This is a genomic window from Streptomyces sp. NPDC001100 (assembly GCF_053598575.1).
Window position 1 is genome coordinate 193,274 of record NZ_JBSFKO010000008.1, and the last position, 15,938, is coordinate 209,211.

Below are 15,938 nucleotides of genomic sequence, written 5' to 3' on the forward strand. Positions count from 1 at the left end.
CCCGGCGAAAAGCGCCTCCTGTAGGCAGCGATCTTTCAGTGTCTGAAAGATGCCCCGGTACGCGTGCGTGCCGGGGTCTTCGCACGCGCGGGCACGTTGTCGGCCGGAGCGGCCACAATGGGGGGCGTGAGTAACTCCACCCTGCCCACGCTGCCCGCAACCGACCGCCCGGAGGTCGCCGCCCGGCTCCGGGACGCCCTGCTCGGCGCCTCCTTCACCGCCGACGGACTGCTCGACCTGCTCGGCGCCCCCGCGTACGCGGCGCTGGCCCGCAGCGAGACCGTGCCGGCCCTCCGCGCGACCCGGGGCGACACCCCGCTGGAGACCCTGGTCCGCCTGTTCCTGCTCCAGCAGCCCGTCCCGCACGCACGCGTGCGGGACGTCCTTCCCGTCGCCGCGTGCGTGGAGAGCGGCTGGCTGACGTCCGTGGGCGGCGACGAGGTCGCCGCGACCGTGGACGTACGGCCCTACGGCGGGCCCGGCGGCGAGGACTGGTTCATCGTCTCCGACCTGGGCTGCGCCGTCGGCGGGGCCGGCGGCATCGGCAGCCGGGAGGAAGGCGTCGTCCTCGGGGTGGGCGGCGCGTCCACGACCCTCGCCGGCATCACCGTACGGACGCCGGTGGCCGCCGCCCTCGACCTCGGCACCGGTTCCGGCATCCAGGCGCTGCACGCGGCACAGCACGCCACGCGCGTGACGGCCACCGACGTCAACCCGCGCGCCCTGCACATCACCGCGCTCACCCTGGCGCTCTCCGGAGCACCGGCGGCCGACCTCCGTGAGGGCTCCCTCTTCGACCCGGTCCGCGACGACGAGACGTACGACCTGATCGTCTCGAACCCGCCCTTCGTGATCTCGCCGGGCGCCCGACTGACCTACCGCGACGGCGGGATGGGCGGGGACGATCTGTGCCGGTCGCTCGTTCAGCAGGCGGGGGACCGGCTGCGCGAGGGCGGATTCGCGCAGTTCCTCGCCAACTGGCAGCACGTGGAGGGGGAGGACTGGCAGGACCGGCTCAGGTCATGGGTGCCGCGCGGCTGCGACGCGTGGATCGTGCAGCGCGAGGTCCAGGACGTCACGCAGTACGCCGAGTTGTGGCTCAGGGACGCCGGCGACCACCGGGGCGACCCGGCCGCGTACGAGGCGTTCTACGACGCGTGGCTCGACGAGTTCGAGGCGCGCAAGGTCAAGGGCGTCGGCTTCGGCTGGATCACGCTGCGCAGGACGGGTTCTGACGCACCCTCGATCACCGTCGAGGAGTGGCCGCATTCGGTCGAGCAGCCGCTCGGCGACACCGTGCGCGCGCACTTCGACCGCGTCGACCGGCTGCGCGCCCTCGACGACGCGGCCCTGCTCGCCGCCCACTTCAGGCTCGCCGCCGAGGTCATCCAGGAACAGGTCGGGCTGCCCGGCGCCGAGGACCCCGAGCACGTCGTGCTGCGCCAGCACCGCGGCATGCGCCGGGCGACCAAGGTCGACACGGTCGGCGCGGGCTTCGCCGGCGTCTGCGACGGCAGCCTGAGCGCGGGCCGCATCCTGGACGCGATCGCCCAACTCGTGGGCGAGGACCCGGTGCTGCTCCGCGACCGGACGCCGGCGCAGATCCGGCTGCTGGTGGAGCAGGGCTTCCTGGAGCCAGTCGACTGAGCCTGCCGACCGACCGCCCACGACGGCCCGTTCGCCGGTCGTCCCGCCTCGCGTTCCGCCGATTTTCCCGCCTCGCGCCGCGCCCGCGCCCGTCACGCCTGAGGCCTGTCCGCACCACTGGGCCGCCTGTGTCCCCGCCCGGCGGGATCGGTGGGATTGGTACGGAAAGGCCCTCTTGTCAGTGGCGGGTGCGAGGCTACCTTCGGAGACAGGTTCCACGCGTCCTCGGGGGAGGCGCGCCGTCTCGGGGGAGGCGTGATGGCCGGGGATACGCCGGAGCAGGGTGAGGGCAGGATCGTCAACGGGCGCTACCGCCTGCTGCGCACGCTCGGCGCGGGCGGCATGGGCCGCGTATGGCTCGCGTACGACGAGGAGTTGGCCTGCGAGGTCGCCATCAAGGAGATCTCGCTGCCGGACGTCCCAAGGGACGCGAGCGAGCCCGCGCACCGCATCGCGCGGGCACGCAGCGAGGCCCGGCACGCCGCCCGGCTGCGCGGCCACCCGCATGTGGCGACGGTGCACGACGTGGTGATCCACGAGGGCCTGCCCTGGATCGTCATGGAGTACGTCCCCGACGGCGTCGACCTCCAGGCGGTCGTCCGGCGCTCCGGCCCGCTGCCGCCCGCACAGGTCGCCCGCATCGGCCTCGCCGTCCTCGACGCGCTCACCGCCGGGCACCGCATCGGCATCCTGCACCGGGACGTGAAACCGGCCAACATCCTTCTGGCGCCGAACGCTTCGGGCGATCCGTACGCGCGCGTGCTGCTCACCGACTACGGCATCGCGCTCCAGCCCGAGTCCCGCGAACCCCGGCTCACCGCCACCGCCGGCATCCTCGGCACACCCGGCTATCTCGCTCCCGAGCGGGCCCGCGGTGAGCCGCCCACCCCGGCCGCCGACCTGTTCTCCCTGGGCGCCACGCTGTACGCCGCCGTCGAGGGCCGCGGCCCCTTCGACCGCCACGGCGACTACGCGACCCTCACGGCCCTGCTCGGCGAGGAGCCCACGCCCGCCGTCCGCGCGGGCGAACTGGCGCCCGTACTCCAGGGGTTGCTGGTCAAGGACCCGGTGCTGAGGTCGACACCGGAGACGGCGGCACACGGTCTGGAGCGGGTCGCGCTGTCGGCCGGTCCGGTACCGGGGCACACGCCGGTACCGGAGGGTTTCGGCCCGGCACCGGTCGGCTGGTCCACCCCCGAACGGCCGCCGGGCAACGCCGACTTCGGGCCCCCGGGACAGGTCCCCGCCGGACCTCCGGGCCAAGTCCGGGGCGGGCCGCCCGGATACGCCGTGGGCGGCGGTCCCTACGGCCCCGGAACGCCGGGTGGCTCGGGGGCCACCCACCAGAGCCCATCGCCGTACGGTGACCGGTCCGCGGCCGCCCTCGGGGGCTTCACGCCCGCGGGCCGGCCCACTCCGGGCACCCCCAACACCCCGGGCGCCCCGCAGGCTCCCGGCGCACCGCCCACCCCCAACACGCCGAACACCCCGGGCGGCGGCCCCGCGTCGCCGTACGGCCCGCAGGGGCAGGCCGGTTCGGGCGGGTCGTACGGCCAGTGGAACCCGTACGCGAACAGCCCCACGATGTCCTACCAGGGGGCCTATCCCGGTGCCCGGCAGGAGCCCTATCAGGGGGGCGCGGTCCCGCCGCCGTACGCGGGCGGTCAGGGGCCGACGTATCCCGGCGGTCCGGGAGTCGGCGGCGGGCCACCCGGTGGGGGCCGGCGTCGCAAGCCGGTCGCGGTGGTCGTCGCCCTCGTGGCGGCCGTCGCGCTGGTGGTCGCCGGTGGGGTGTGGGCGGTGACCAACCTGACCGGCGGCAAGGACACCGCGGCGACGAAGAAGGCGTCCCCGTCCCCGTCCGTGTCGGCGTCGGCGACCGGTTCCGAGTATCCGTACGGCCAGGAGGTCGGGCTCAAGAAGGCGCTGCAGACCGGCGATTGCGTGCACGCGGTGTGGACCGGGACGGCGTTCCGGTCGCGGCCCAACCTCGGGGTCGTGAGCTGCGCGCACGACGTGCCGGACGGCCAGGTGATGGCGGTCGACACGGCGAGCGACTTCGCCGACGCCCGCGACCACGGGGCCGAGCGGTGCGCGGGCAAGGCGAAGGCGGCGGCCGACTCCCTGGCCGACGCGGACGTCTACGCCCTGACGCCGACACAGGCGGGCTTCGGGGCGGCCGGCGGCGGTACGGCGTGTCTTGTACTCGGCCGTCATGTGCCGATAGGCGGCGAGATAGGGCGCTTCCGTGACACCGGGTCGAACGTGTGGACCACCGAGATGAGCGTCGGCGACTGCTGGCTGTACGTCGACCACAAGACGTACTTCACCGCGACCCTGGCCGACTGCGCCGACGAACACACCGACCAGGTGATCGGTTTTGTGACGGCTCCGAAGACCATGGCGTTCCAGGAGGCGCTGCAGCAGGGGAACAAGCTGTGCGGCAACAAGTTCGAGTCGACTTGGGCGCCCGGAAGCGACCGCTCCGTCTACGGGTATCTGTCCGACGAGAGCAACTGGAAGGCCGGATTCAACTCGGTCGTGTGCACGGTGGGCCAGACGGACCACTCCCGGACGACCGGGGCGATATCGTCCTCGGGCACGGCCGCCTGAGGGCCGTGCGCCGCGAATTCACCGGGGGTTGGCCCGCCCGTCGCCCACGGCTGCCAGCCTCCCGGACCGGGGTATCCGGGTCGGGAGGGGACGCGTATGGAGAGCGGGCCGGCGATCTTCGCGGGGGTGGTGTTCGCCCTGTTCGGAGGCGCGCTGCTGCTGTGGACCGCGGTCAGGGTGCGGCACCGCGAACCCGTCGCCGAGGGTGTGAGCCAGGTCGCATCGGCGACCCTCGCGAGCGTCGTCGCGATCGCCGCGCTCCTCCTCGGAACCTGGTGCTTCCTGCACGTCTGAGCACCGCGGCCGGGCCGGGGCGCGGGTAACCGGGGGATCACCCTCCGGATCGCTCCGAAAAGGCCGGTGGGGACTCCGGGCGGCAGGAATGGCGGTAGTCGGGTTACCGTTCGAGTGGCCGTTGCGGGCTTTTCCCGTTTGACACGGGGGCGGGATGTACCGTCACACTCCGCAGCGTCACCATGACCCGACCCCGGGACCAAGCGGCCCCGCTTGCCCCAGGGGAGGCCCCAGCGTCGACCGGAGAGAAGAGCGAAGTTGTCCCCGACCAGCGAGACCGCACACGGCGGCCGCCGACTCGTCATTGTCGAGTCCCCTGCCAAGGCGAAGACGATCAAGGGCTACCTCGGCCCCGGATATGTCGTCGAGGCGAGCGTCGGGCACATCCGTGACCTCCCCAACGGCGCCGCCGAGGTGCCCGAGAAGTACACCGGCGAGGTGCGCCGCCTCGGCGTGGACGTCGACCACGACTTCGCGCCGATCTATGTGGTCAACGCCGACAAGCGGGCCCAGGTCAAGAAGCTCAAGGACCTGCTCAAGGACTCCGACGAACTCTTCCTCGCCACCGATGAGGACCGCGAGGGCGAGGCCATCGCGTGGCACCTCATGGAGGTCCTGAAGCCCAAGGTCCCGGTCAAGCGCATGGTGTTCCACGAGATCACCAAGGACGCGATCCGCGCCGCCGTGGCCAACCCGCGCGACCTCAACCAGCCGCTGGTCGACGCCCAGGAGACCCGCCGCATCCTCGACCGCCTCTACGGCTACGAGGTCTCGCCGGTCCTGTGGAAGAAGGTCATGCCGCGCCTGTCGGCCGGCCGGGTCCAGTCCGTCGCGACCCGGCTCGTGGTCGAGCGGGAACGCGAGCGCATCGCCTTCCGTTCGGCCGAGTACTGGGACCTGACGGGCACCTTCGCGACCGGCCGGGCCGGTGACGCGAGCGACCCGTCGTCCCTTGTCGCCCGCCTCCAGGCCGTCGACGGCAGGCGGGTCGCGCAGGGCCGTGACTTCGACTCCCTGGGACAGCTCAAGAGCGAGAACACTCTCCACCTCGACGAGGCGAACGCCCGCGCCCTCGCCGCCGCCCTGGAGAACACCGACTTCGCCGTCCGCTCCGTCGAGTCGAAGCCGTACCGACGTTCGCCGTACGCCCCCTTCCGTACGACGACGCTCCAGCAGGAGGCCAGCCGCAAGCTCGGCTTCGGCGCGAAGGCCACCATGCAGGTCGCGCAGAAGTTGTACGAGAACGGCTACATCACCTACATGCGTACGGACTCCACGACCCTGAGCGAGACGGCGATCACCGCCGCCCGCGCCCAGGTGACGCAGCTGTACGGCGCCGACTACCTGCCGGCCCAGCCGCGCGTGTACGCCGGGAAGGTCAAGAACGCCCAGGAGGCGCACGAGGCGATCCGCCCCTCGGGTGATCGTTTCCGCACCCCGGCCGAGACCGGTCTGACCGGCGACCAGTTCAAGCTCTACGAGCTGATCTGGAAGCGGACCGTCGCCTCCCAGATGAAGGACGCGGTCGGCAACTCCGTCACCGTGAAGATCGCGGGCACCTCCTCCGACGGCCGGGACGCCGAGTTCAGCGCCTCCGGCAAGACGATCACCTTCCACGGCTTCCTGAAGGCCTACGTCGAGGGCGCCGACGACCCCAACGCCGAGCTGGACGACCGCGAGCGCCGGCTGCCCCAGGTCGCCGAGGGCGACGCGCTCAGCGCCGAGGAACTCACGGTCGACGGGCACGCCACCAAGCCCCCGGCCCGCTACACCGAGGCCAGCCTCGTCAAGGAGCTCGAAGAGCGAGAGATCGGCCGCCCGTCGACGTACGCGTCGATCATCGGCACCATCCTCGACCGCGGCTACGTCTTCAAGAAGGGCACGGCACTCGTCCCGTCCTTCCTGTCCTTCGCCGTGGTCAACCTTCTGGAGAAGCACTTCGGGCGGCTCGTCGACTACAGCTTCACCGCCAAGATGGAGGACGACCTCGACCGCATCGCCAGCGGCGAGGCACAGGCCGTGCCGTGGCTGCGGCGCTTCTACTTCGGCGAGGGCGAGGCGACGGGCGCCGCCGAGGCCGGCAACGGCGACGGCGACCACCTGGGCGGCCTCAAGGAACTCGTCACCGACCTGGGCGCGATCGACGCCCGTGAGGTGTCGTCCTTCCCGGTCGGCAACGACATCATGCTGCGCGTCGGCCGCTACGGCCCCTACGTGGAGCGCGGCGAGAAGGACTCCGAGAACCACCAGCGCGCCGACGTCCCCGAGGACCTGGCCCCGGACGAGCTGAGCGTTGAGTACGCCGAGGAACTGCTCGCCAAGCCGAGCGGCGACTTCGAGCTGGGCGCCGACCCCGAGTCGGGCCACCAGATCATCGCCCGCGACGGCCGCTACGGCCCGTACGTCACCGAGGTGCTCCCCGAGGGCACCCCGAAGACCGGCAAGAACGCCGTCAAGCCGCGTACGGCCTCGCTGTTCAAGTCGATGACCCCCGACACGGTGACGCTCGCCGAGGCCCTCAAGCTGATGTCGCTGCCGCGCGTCGTCGGCAAGGACGCCGAGGGCGTGGAGATCACCGCGCAGAACGGGCGCTACGGGCCGTACCTGAAGAAGGGCACGGACTCCCGCTCGCTGCAGACCGAGGACCAGCTCTTCACGATCACCCTCGAAGAGGCGCTGGAGATCTACTCCCAGCCCAAGCAGCGCGGCCGGGCCGCCGCCAAGCCGCCGCTGAAGGAACTGGGCGTGGACCCGGTCAGCGAGAAGCCCGTCGTCGTCAAGGACGGCCGCTTCGGGCCGTACGTCACCGACGGCGAGACCAACGCGACCCTCCGGTCCGGCGACAGCGTCGAGGAGATCACCCCGGAGCGCGGCTACGAGCTGCTCGCCGAGAAGCGGGCCAAGTCGCCCGCCAAGAAGACGGCGAAGAAGGCCCCGGCGAAGAAGACGGCGGCCAAGAAGGCGCCCGCGAAGAAGACGACCACCGCCAAGAAGGCCGTCGCCAAGACGACCACGGCCGCCAAGAAGACGACCACGGCGGCGAAGACGGCGACGGCTAAGAAGACGGCCACCTCCAAGGTGACGTCCGAGGACTGACGAGCCGTTGCCCGGGGCTTGGGGCGCGCACGCTTCCTGCACCGCAAGGTCTCGAAACGCACGCCCCGGCATCACTTTGGTGTCGGGGTGTGCGCAGGTCCGGGCGGGCGCGGCTTGTTGTCGGTGGCTGCCGATAGGCTGAAAGCATGACGCCAGCCGAGCAGCCAACGGCCCACCAGCCGGCCCCCGACGACGCCCTTGTCGCGGACTCCCGCGAGCGTGCCGTCCGCGCCCTGCTGCGCCAGCCGCAGCTCAAGCGGTTGTGGAGCGCGCAGTTCGTGACGGGGGTCGGCGACACCCTCGCCCTGCTGGTCCTGGTCGTGCTCGCCCTCCAATCGGCGATCGCCCAGGGCTCGTTCGGCGGCGGCTATCGGGGTGTGGCGTTCGCGGTGGCGGCCGTCTTCGGGGCGCGCATCCTGGCGACACTGCTCTTCGGGGCGGTGCTCCTCGGCCCGCTCACCTCGCTCACCTCCCAGGACGGCCCCCTCGACCGGCGCTGGACCATGGTCGGCGCGGACGGTCTGCGGGCCGCGCTGCTGATCGTCGCCCCGCTGTGGATCGACTGGACTCCGGACAACGCACTGGCCGTGCTCCTGGTGACCGCCTTCGTCGTCGGAGTCGCCGAGCGCTTCTGGACGGTGTGCCGCGAGAGCGCGGCGCCCGCCCTGCTGCCGGCCCCGCCCCTGGAGGGCGCCACCGTCCGGCCGCTGCCCGACCACATGGACGCCCTGCGACGGCTGTCGCTGCGCACGAGCTTCGTGGCGATCCCGATCGCCGCCGCGGTCCTCGTCGTGGCCGCGCTGCTCAACAACCTGCTGGGCACGGGCGTCGCCTGGTTCGCCCAGCACCAGGCGGCACTCGGTTCGTACGTCGCCGCCGGACTGTTCGCCGCGTCCCTCTCGGTGCTGACCGCCCTGGAAGTACCCGGTACCCGCACCCCGCGCGCGCGGTCGCCGCTCGAGGGACTGCGCCGCCCCAGGACGGGCAACGGCATCGACAAGGGCCGTACGGGCGCGATCGCGCTGCTCGTGGTCGCCTGCGCGGCCGTCGCCGGGGCGATCTCCGCCGCCGTCGCCGTGTCCGTGCTCCAGGCCAAGGACCTCCATGGCGGCCCGGTGACCTTCGGGCTGCTTGTGCTCGGGCTGACCGGCGGGGTCGTGGTCGGCATCCGTACGGCGCCCGCCCTGCTGCCCACGCTGTCCCGGCGCCGCCTGCTGACGCTCGCGATCGCCTTCACCGGCATCGCGCTCCTCGCCGCGGGCCTGGTCCCGGACCTCACCACCCTGCTGCTGATCGTCGCCCTGGCCGGCATCGGCGCCGGCGTGGCCGCCAACACCGGGCACACCCTCCTCGACCAGGAGGCGGAGGACTACCGCAGGGCTCGCACGACCGAGCACCTGCACGCGGTCGTACGGGTCTCCGTGGCGCTCGGCGCGCTGATCGCCCCCCTGGTGGCGGCGCTGATCGGCCCGCACCGCCTGGAGAACGGCAAGTTCGTGTTCGCGCACGGCGGTGCCGCGTTCACGCTGATGCTGGTCGGCGCACTGCTGCTGCCCGTCGCCGCCCTGGTGCTGGCCAAGGTCGACGACCGCTCCGGAGTACCGCTGCGGCACGACCTGCGGGACGCGCTGCTCGGCGGCGACGACCCCGACACCGTGCCCGCGAGCACCGGCTTCTTCATCGCCCTGGAAGGCGGCGACGGCGCCGGGAAGTCCACCCAGGCCGAGGCCCTCGCCGAGTGGATAAGGGGCAAGGGCCACGAGGTCGTGCTGACCCGCGAGCCCGGGGCGACCCCGGTCGGCAAGCGGCTGCGGTCGATCCTGCTCGACGTGTCGTCGGCGGGACTGTCCCACCGCGCGGAGGCCCTGCTGTACGCCGCCGACCGCGCGGAGCACGTCGACACCGTCGTACGGCCCGCCCTGGAGCGCGGCGCGGTCGTCATCTCCGACCGCTACATCGACTCGTCCGTCGCCTACCAGGGCGCCGGCCGGGACCTCTCCCCGACGGAGATCGCCCGCATCAACCGCTGGGCCACCGACGGACTCGTCCCGCACATGACCGTCCTGCTGGACGTGGACCCGGAGACCGCCCGCGAGCGGTTCACCGAGGCGCCGGACCGGCTGGAGTCGGAGCCCGCCGAGTTCCACGCGCGCGTACGGTCCGGTTTCCTCACGCTGGCAGCCGCCGACCCCGGCCGCTACCTGGTGGTCGACGCCGGCCAGGAGCCCGAGGCCGTCACCACCGTGATCAGGCACCGCCTCGACACGGTCCTGCCGCTCTCCGAGGCCGAGATCAAGGCCCAGGAGGAAGCGCGCAAGGCCGCCGAGGAGGAGGCCCGCCGCAAGGCCGAGGAAGAGGCCGCCCGCAAGGCCGAGGAGGAGCGCCTGGAGCGCGAGCGCCAGGAGCGGCTCGCCCAGCTGCGCGCCGAGGAGGAGGAGCGCAAGCGGCGCGAGCTGGAGGAGGCCCAGCGCCGCGAGGCCGAGCGCCAGGCCGAAGAGGCACGCCAGCGCGCGGAGGAAGCGCGCAGGCGCGCCGAGGAGGAGAAGGCCCGCCTCCTCGCCGAGGAAGAGGCCCGCGCCGCCGAGGAGGCCCGCCGCAGGGCCGAGGCCGACCGACTGCGCCAGCAGGCCGAGGAGGAGGCCCGGCTGCGCGCCGAGGCCGAGGAGAGGCGCCGCGAGAAGCAGCGCAAGGCCGAGGCCGCACTGCTCGCTGCCGAGGAGGCACGCCGTCTGGCGGCGGAGGCGGCGGCCGCCGCCGAGGTGGCCGTACGGCAGCCGACGGTTCCGGAGGTTCCCGCCGCTCCGGAGGCCAGGTCCGAGGCGTCGACCGTGCAGACGCCGTTGGTGAAGCCGCCGGGCGCCAGCGCGGGTACCGGTGGGCGATCGGCGGACGACACGGCCGTGCTGCGGCCGGTGGACTCCGGTTCCGGTTCCGGTTCCCGGGACGAGACGGCCGTACTGCGGTCGGTGTCCGCGGACACCGAGGCGCGCGACTCCGAGGCGACGGCCGAGCTGCCCCAGCCGCCCGCTCCCGAGGGGGCCGCGGACGAGACGGCGGTCCTGCCGCCGGTGTCCGCGGCGGAGGAGACGGCCGTACTGCCGCCCGTGCCGTCCGGTGCCGCCGACGAGACAGCCGTACTGCCGCCGGTCGGTGCCGCGGACGAGACCGCGGTGCTGCCGCCGGTCCGCGACGACGATCCGTCGGACCGGGTGCCCGAGGGCTTCTTCCGCGACGAGCGTCCGGCCGGTAGGTCCGACCGGACCGAGGACCGCACCCGCGAACTGCCCCAGGTCGACGAGCAGGGCGCACCCCGACGTCGGCCGCGCCCCGACTGGGCCGAGGAGACTCCGCTGGACGACCTCCCCTCACTGGCCGACGAACTGCTCGGCCCGCACGAGGCCGGCGACTTCGACCAGGACGACGACACGGGCCGTGGGCGGGGCCGCGGCCGGGGGCGCAGGGGCTGACGACGGCGGGGCGGCGGCGGCTCCGTGCTGCCGCCCCCGCGGCTCTCGTCGACTGCCCCGGCCTCCGCTGTCAGCGATAGCCCTCGCTGTCAGTCGCGGCCCGCGTTGTCAGTGGCGGCCCGCACAATGGATCGCGTACCCCGAAGCGCGACGAAAGGGCCGGTGACCCATGACCGTGTGGGATGACCTGGTGGGCCAGGAGAAGGTGAGCGAGCAGCTCGACGCCGCCGCCCGGGACGCCGACGCCTTCGTCACCGCGGCGACCAACGGCACGCCCCCGCCGGAGGCGTCGAAGATGACGCATGCCTGGCTGTTCACGGGCCCGCCCGGCGCGGGACGCAACCAGGCGGCGCGGGCCTTCGCCGCCGCACTCCAGTGCGTGAGCCCCGACCGCGCGCTCGGCGGCAGCCCCGGCTGCGGCTTCTGCGACGGCTGTCATACGGCGCTGATCGGCACCCACGCCGACGTCACCACGGTCGCCGCCGTGGGCACCCAGATCCTCGCCGACGACATGCGGGACACGGTCCGCAAGTCCTTCACCTCGCCGGCGACCGGCCGCTGGCAGATCATCCTCGTCGAGGACGCCGAGCGGCTGAACGAGAAGTCGGCCAACGCCGTCCTCAAGGCCGTGGAGGAACCCGCCCCCCGCACGGTCTGGCTCCTCTGCGCCCCCTCGATCGAGGACGTCCTGCCCACGATCCGCTCCCGCTGCCGCCACCTGAACCTGACGACGCCCTCGGTGGACGCCGTCGCCGACATGCTCGTCCGCCGGGAGGGCATCGAACCGGCCGTGGCCGCGGCCGCCGCGCGCGCCACCCAGGGCCATGTCGACCGGGCCCGCCGCCTGGCCACGGACCCGGCCGCTCGCGAGCGCCGGGCCACTGTGCTGAAGCTGCCGCTGCGTGTCGAAGACGTGGGCGGTTGCCTGAAGGCCGCCCAGGAGCTGGTAGACGCCGCCGCGGAGGACGCCAAGCAGCTGGCCGAGGAGGTGGACGGCAAGGAGACCGAGGAGATGAAGGCGGCGATGGGCGGCGGCCAGGGCAGCCGGATGCCCCGGGGCACGGCGGGTGTGATGAAGGACCTGGAGGACAAGCAGAAGCGCCGGCGAACGCGTACACAGCGCGACAGCCTCGACCTCGCGCTGACCGACCTCACCGCGTTCTACCGTGACGTCCTCGCCCTCCAGCTCGGCTCGCGGGTGGCGATCGCCAACATGGACGCCGAGGACGCCCTGGAGCGGCTGGCCCGCGCCGGTTCCCCGGAGTCCACGCTGCGCCGTATCGACGCGATCGGCGCGTGCAGAGAGGCGCTCGACCGGAATGTGGCGCCGCTGCTCGCGGTGGAGGCGATGACCCTGGCGCTCAGAGCGGGCTGATCTTGTGGGCGTGACGTTGACGACGTAACTCGTCCGAGGTGGATTGTGTACACAGGGCGTTCCATTGGTTGCGCAACGTTACGATCGCCTGATGCACATCAGGCGCTCCCTTCGCCAACCCAGCCGGCCCGGTCGGGCCCGCCGAAGCCGTCGGACCGGCGGCGCGCTGCTCGCCGTGGCCGCGCTCCTCGTGTCGGCGTCCGCGTGCTCCTCGGGGAGTTCGACGACGGCGGCGAGTCCGGCCGCGGCCGTGGTGCTGGCCGCGCTGCCGCAGTCGACGCCGTCCACGCTCGCGCGGTACTACGGGCAGAAGCTCAGCTGGCGCACCTGCGGTGTCCCCGGCTTCGAGTGCGCCACGATGAAGGCGCCGCTGGACTACGCCAAGCCCACTGGCGGGGACATCCGGCTCGCGGTCGCCCGCAAGAAGGCCACGGGCAAGGGCAAGCCGCTCGGTTCGCTGATGGTGAACCCCGGAGGGCCGGGCGGTTCGGCTGTCGGCTATCTGCAGCAGTACGCGGGGATCGGCTACCCGGCCACGGTCCGCGCCCGCTACGACATGGTCGCGATGGACCCCCGGGGCGTCGCCCGCAGCGAGCCCGTCGAGTGCCTCGGTGGGCGGGCCATGGACACGTTCACCCAGACCGACACCACCCCCGACGACAAGCGGGAGACCACCCGGCTCGTCGACGAGTACAAGAAGTTCGCGGAGGGCTGCGGCGCCCACTCGCCCGACGTACTGCGCCATGTCTCGACGGTCGAGGCGGCCCGGGACATGGACATCCTGCGGGCGGTACTGGGGGACCGGAAACTGACGTACGTGGGGGCGTCGTACGGGACGTTCCTCGGGGCGACGTACGCGGGACTGTTCCCCGACCGGGTCGGCCGCGTGGTCCTGGACGGTGCGATGGACCCCTCCCTCCCCGCGCGCCGTATGAACCTCGACCAGACTGCGGGCTTCGAGACGGCGTTCCAGTCCTTCGCGAAGGACTGCGTACGGCAGCCGGACTGCCCGCTCGGCGCCAAGGGCACGACACCAGCCAAGGTCGGCATGAACCTCAAGGCCTTTTTCAAGAAGCTCGACGCACACCCCATCCCCACCGGCGACGTGGACGGCCGCAAGCTCGGCGAGGCGCTCGCCACCACCGGCGTGATCGCGGCGATGTACGACGAGGCGGCCTGGCCGCAGCTGCGCGAGGCGCTGACGTCGGCGATGAAGGAGAACGACGGCGCGGGCCTGCTCGTCCTCTCCGACAGCTACTACGAGCGCGACGCCGACGGCCGCTACTCCAACCTGATGTTCGCCAACGCCGCCGTGAACTGCCTCGACCTCCCGGCCGCGTTCTCCACCACCGACCAGGTCGAGCAGGCGCTCCCCGCCTTCGAGAAGGCGTCCCCCGTCTTCGGCGACGGCCTCGCCTGGGCCTCCCTGAACTGCGCGTACTGGCCGGTCAGGGCCACGGGCGAACCCCACCGCATCGAGGCGAAGGGCGCCGCCCCGATCGTGGTCGTCGGCACGACCCGCGACCCGGCGACCCCGTACCGCTGGGCCCAGTCCCTGGCCCGCCAGCTCACCTCGGCCCGCCTCCTCACCTACGTCGGGGACGGCCACACCGCCTACGGCCGCGGCAGCACGTGCATCGACTCCGCGATCGACACGTATCTGCTCCGCGGGACCCCGCCGGCACAGGGAAAGCGCTGCTCGTAGGGGCGGCGCGGCTGCCGGCTGAGGTGCGGCCGGGGGTGCGGTCCGGGGGTGTACGGAGCACCCCAGGAAACTGTGTAGACTTTCCGACGTTGCTGATCGCACCATGGTGCGGACAGCGCGCCGCCTTAGCTCAGATGGCCAGAGCAACGCACTCGTAATGCGTAGGTCTCGGGTTCGAATCCCGAAGGCGGCTCTGTGGAAGCCTCAGGACTCACTCGCCGTGACCTGGGGCTTTTGCTTTTACCGGATGCGCCGGCGGCGCTGAGCGCGGGCTGCGCGGCGGTCCCCAGTCTCAGTTTTAGTCTCAGTTGCGGGTGCGGGGGCAACTTTCGGGGCGGGCAGGAACTTGTCTCCCCTGCGGTGCATGGCGTCCTTCGAGAGGTGCGAGCGGCCCTTGACGTAGCGGCAGGTGTGGCTGATCTGGGTGTGCCGGAGGATCTCCATGATCGTGAGCATGTCGACCCCGAGTTCGTTCAGGATCGTGCCGGCCGTGTGGCGGCTCCCGTCGTAGAGGCGACGGTCTGTGATGCCCGCCTCGTCGAGCAGTTCCTTGAACTCCTCCCAGTCGGCGCGGGGGTCGATGGGGCGGCCGTCGGGTCAGGTGAACATGGCGTGGTGTTCCTGCCAGAGTTCGCCGTTCGCCGTTCGCCGTTCGCCGTCCATAGTTCGTCCTGCTGCGCCTTGTGCGCGATCAGGTAGGGGACGACGGCGGGCGGGATCGGTACGGGGTGCGGCCTAGCGCTCTGGCCTGGTTATTTCCTGGCTGCCGGATCGGGTCCTGGCGATGATCGGTCGTGAGTGCACGCAGTATCCGGTCGGGGTAAGGGCATCGAAGGAGCAGATGCTGCGGTGCGGGAGCGGCGTCCCTCGCGGCCCGCGCACGCCGGGCGTTGGGCGTTGGGCGAACAGGCTGTCCACGCGGCGAAGTTCGAACGCTGTGCCTGTGAGCTTCTGCAATCGCTGTACCGGAGTCTGTTCGCAGTTGAAGATGGGCGCGATTTCGGCCGCGCCGCCGATGTCTGCTTTCCGCGGGGCCCCGAGGATGTGAACGCTCGCAACAACCTCTGGCTGTTCGCAGTTGCACCGCCGTTGTGGCGAGCCGACTGGCGTTCGCCCTCGAACTGCGCGGCCCTGTCATGGGGTGGTGGGCACGCACTGCTCATCGAGTCCGGTTGCCATCGACGCGGCATGTGGGACAGGGCGCTGATCCCCTGCGGGTGCGACATGGCGCCGGCGAACCCGGAAAGCGACCGAGACGAGAAGTCGCGGTTGTTCGTGTGTGTTGGGGGCGGCTTTGCCGACCGAGCCGTCCCAATAGAGCGAGTTGGACAACCGATCGGGTGCAACCACCGCAACGACCGTCCCCGGCCTGCGGATTCCGGTGCTCTGATCCCCTGCACCACCTGGCGGCACCTGGCACCACCTGGCGGGACGCCATCGGGCCCCTTTGCGTACATGGTGCTTGAGGCTCGCCTCGGTCGCGCAAAGCGGCGTCGCGCAACTGGCGTTCCGTATCTGGAGTTCCGTATTTGGCGTCCCGTAACTGGCCCTCGGCGCCTGTTTCCTGCTGTCGGCCGACTCGCCACGGTTGCCGCCGCCTGGACCGCTGCTCGTCCGGCGGTTCGGCACGAGGTCGGGGAGCGCGGACGGTGCTCGACGACGTGGCGTACGCACTCGCCCTGCGGCGGTGGCGTAAAGATCCGCTCATGGTTTCCGGGTGAACAGAGACAGCAACTGACCA

The 15,938-nt window shown here is 72.2% G+C and carries 7 protein-coding genes, 1 tRNA gene and 1 pseudogene; 8 read left to right on the top strand and 1 reads right to left on the bottom strand.

Annotation, left to right across the window (positions count from 1 at the left end):
• The first annotated feature begins 117 nt into the window (after nucleotides 1-117).
• From ACWDEW_RS14355 to ACWDEW_RS14390, 8 genes are all read left to right on the top strand, one after another.
• Nucleotides 118-1,647: a DUF7059 domain-containing protein gene (locus tag ACWDEW_RS14355; RefSeq protein WP_450512740.1), complete on the top strand. Its 1,530-nt coding sequence runs from the start codon at nucleotides 118-120 to the stop codon at nucleotides 1,645-1,647.
• Nucleotides 1,648-1,905: 258 nt separating this feature from the next.
• Entirely contained in the window at nucleotides 1,906-4,260 is a 2,355-nt protein-coding gene (locus tag ACWDEW_RS14360) for a protein kinase domain-containing protein (RefSeq protein WP_450512742.1), read from the top strand.
• 96 nt (nucleotides 4,261-4,356) lie between these two features.
• Nucleotides 4,357-4,554 (top strand): hypothetical protein, encoded by a 198-nt coding sequence (locus tag ACWDEW_RS14365; RefSeq protein WP_450512744.1) that lies wholly within the window; start codon nucleotides 4,357-4,359, stop codon nucleotides 4,552-4,554.
• Between the two features lie 258 nt (nucleotides 4,555-4,812).
• Nucleotides 4,813-7,650, top strand: coding sequence for a type I DNA topoisomerase (topA, locus tag ACWDEW_RS14370; RefSeq protein WP_450512746.1), 2,838 nt, complete (start codon nucleotides 4,813-4,815; stop codon nucleotides 7,648-7,650).
• Nucleotides 7,651-7,796: 146 nt separating this feature from the next.
• Entirely contained in the window at nucleotides 7,797-11,117 is a 3,321-nt protein-coding gene (gene tmk / locus ACWDEW_RS14375) for a dTMP kinase (RefSeq protein WP_450512748.1), read from the top strand.
• Nucleotides 11,118-11,286: 169 nt separating this feature from the next.
• The gene (locus ACWDEW_RS14380; RefSeq protein WP_450512750.1) at nucleotides 11,287-12,492 is read left to right on the top strand and encodes a DNA polymerase III subunit delta'; all 1,206 of its coding nucleotides are present in this window, start codon (nucleotides 11,287-11,289) and stop codon (nucleotides 12,490-12,492) included.
• Nucleotides 12,493-12,583: 91 nt separating this feature from the next.
• Nucleotides 12,584-14,197 carry an alpha/beta hydrolase gene (locus ACWDEW_RS14385; RefSeq protein WP_450512752.1) on the top strand — a complete coding sequence of 538 codons (1,614 nt, stop codon included), beginning with the start codon at nucleotides 12,584-12,586 and terminating at the stop codon, nucleotides 14,195-14,197.
• A gap of 119 nt (nucleotides 14,198-14,316) precedes the next feature.
• Nucleotides 14,317-14,390, top strand: a tRNA-Thr gene (locus ACWDEW_RS14390).
• Nucleotides 14,391-14,437: 47 nt separating this feature from the next.
• On the opposite strand, the pseudogene ACWDEW_RS14395 reads toward ACWDEW_RS14390, so the two are convergent.
• A pseudogene (locus ACWDEW_RS14395) lies at nucleotides 14,438-14,922 on the bottom strand (tyrosine-type recombinase/integrase); the annotation flags it as partial.
• Nucleotides 14,923-15,938: the final 1,016 nt, after the last annotated feature.

What these genes read in the sequence shown, in the direction of transcription:
- ACWDEW_RS14385 (WP_450512752.1), top strand. Translation starts at nt 12,584, where the DNA reads ATGCACATCAGGCGCTCCCTTCGCCAACCCAGCCGGCCCGGTCGGGCC.
- ACWDEW_RS14380 (WP_450512750.1), top strand. Translation starts at nt 11,287, where the DNA reads ATGACCGTGTGGGATGACCTGGTGGGCCAGGAGAAGGTGAGCGAGCAG.
- tmk (WP_450512748.1), top strand. Translation starts at nt 7,797, where the DNA reads ATGACGCCAGCCGAGCAGCCAACGGCCCACCAGCCGGCCCCCGACGAC.
- ACWDEW_RS14365 (WP_450512744.1), top strand. Translation starts at nt 4,357, where the DNA reads ATGGAGAGCGGGCCGGCGATCTTCGCGGGGGTGGTGTTCGCCCTGTTC.
- ACWDEW_RS14355 (WP_450512740.1), top strand. Translation starts at nt 118, where the DNA reads ATGGGGGGCGTGAGTAACTCCACCCTGCCCACGCTGCCCGCAACCGAC.
- ACWDEW_RS14360 (WP_450512742.1), top strand. Translation starts at nt 1,906, where the DNA reads ATGGCCGGGGATACGCCGGAGCAGGGTGAGGGCAGGATCGTCAACGGG.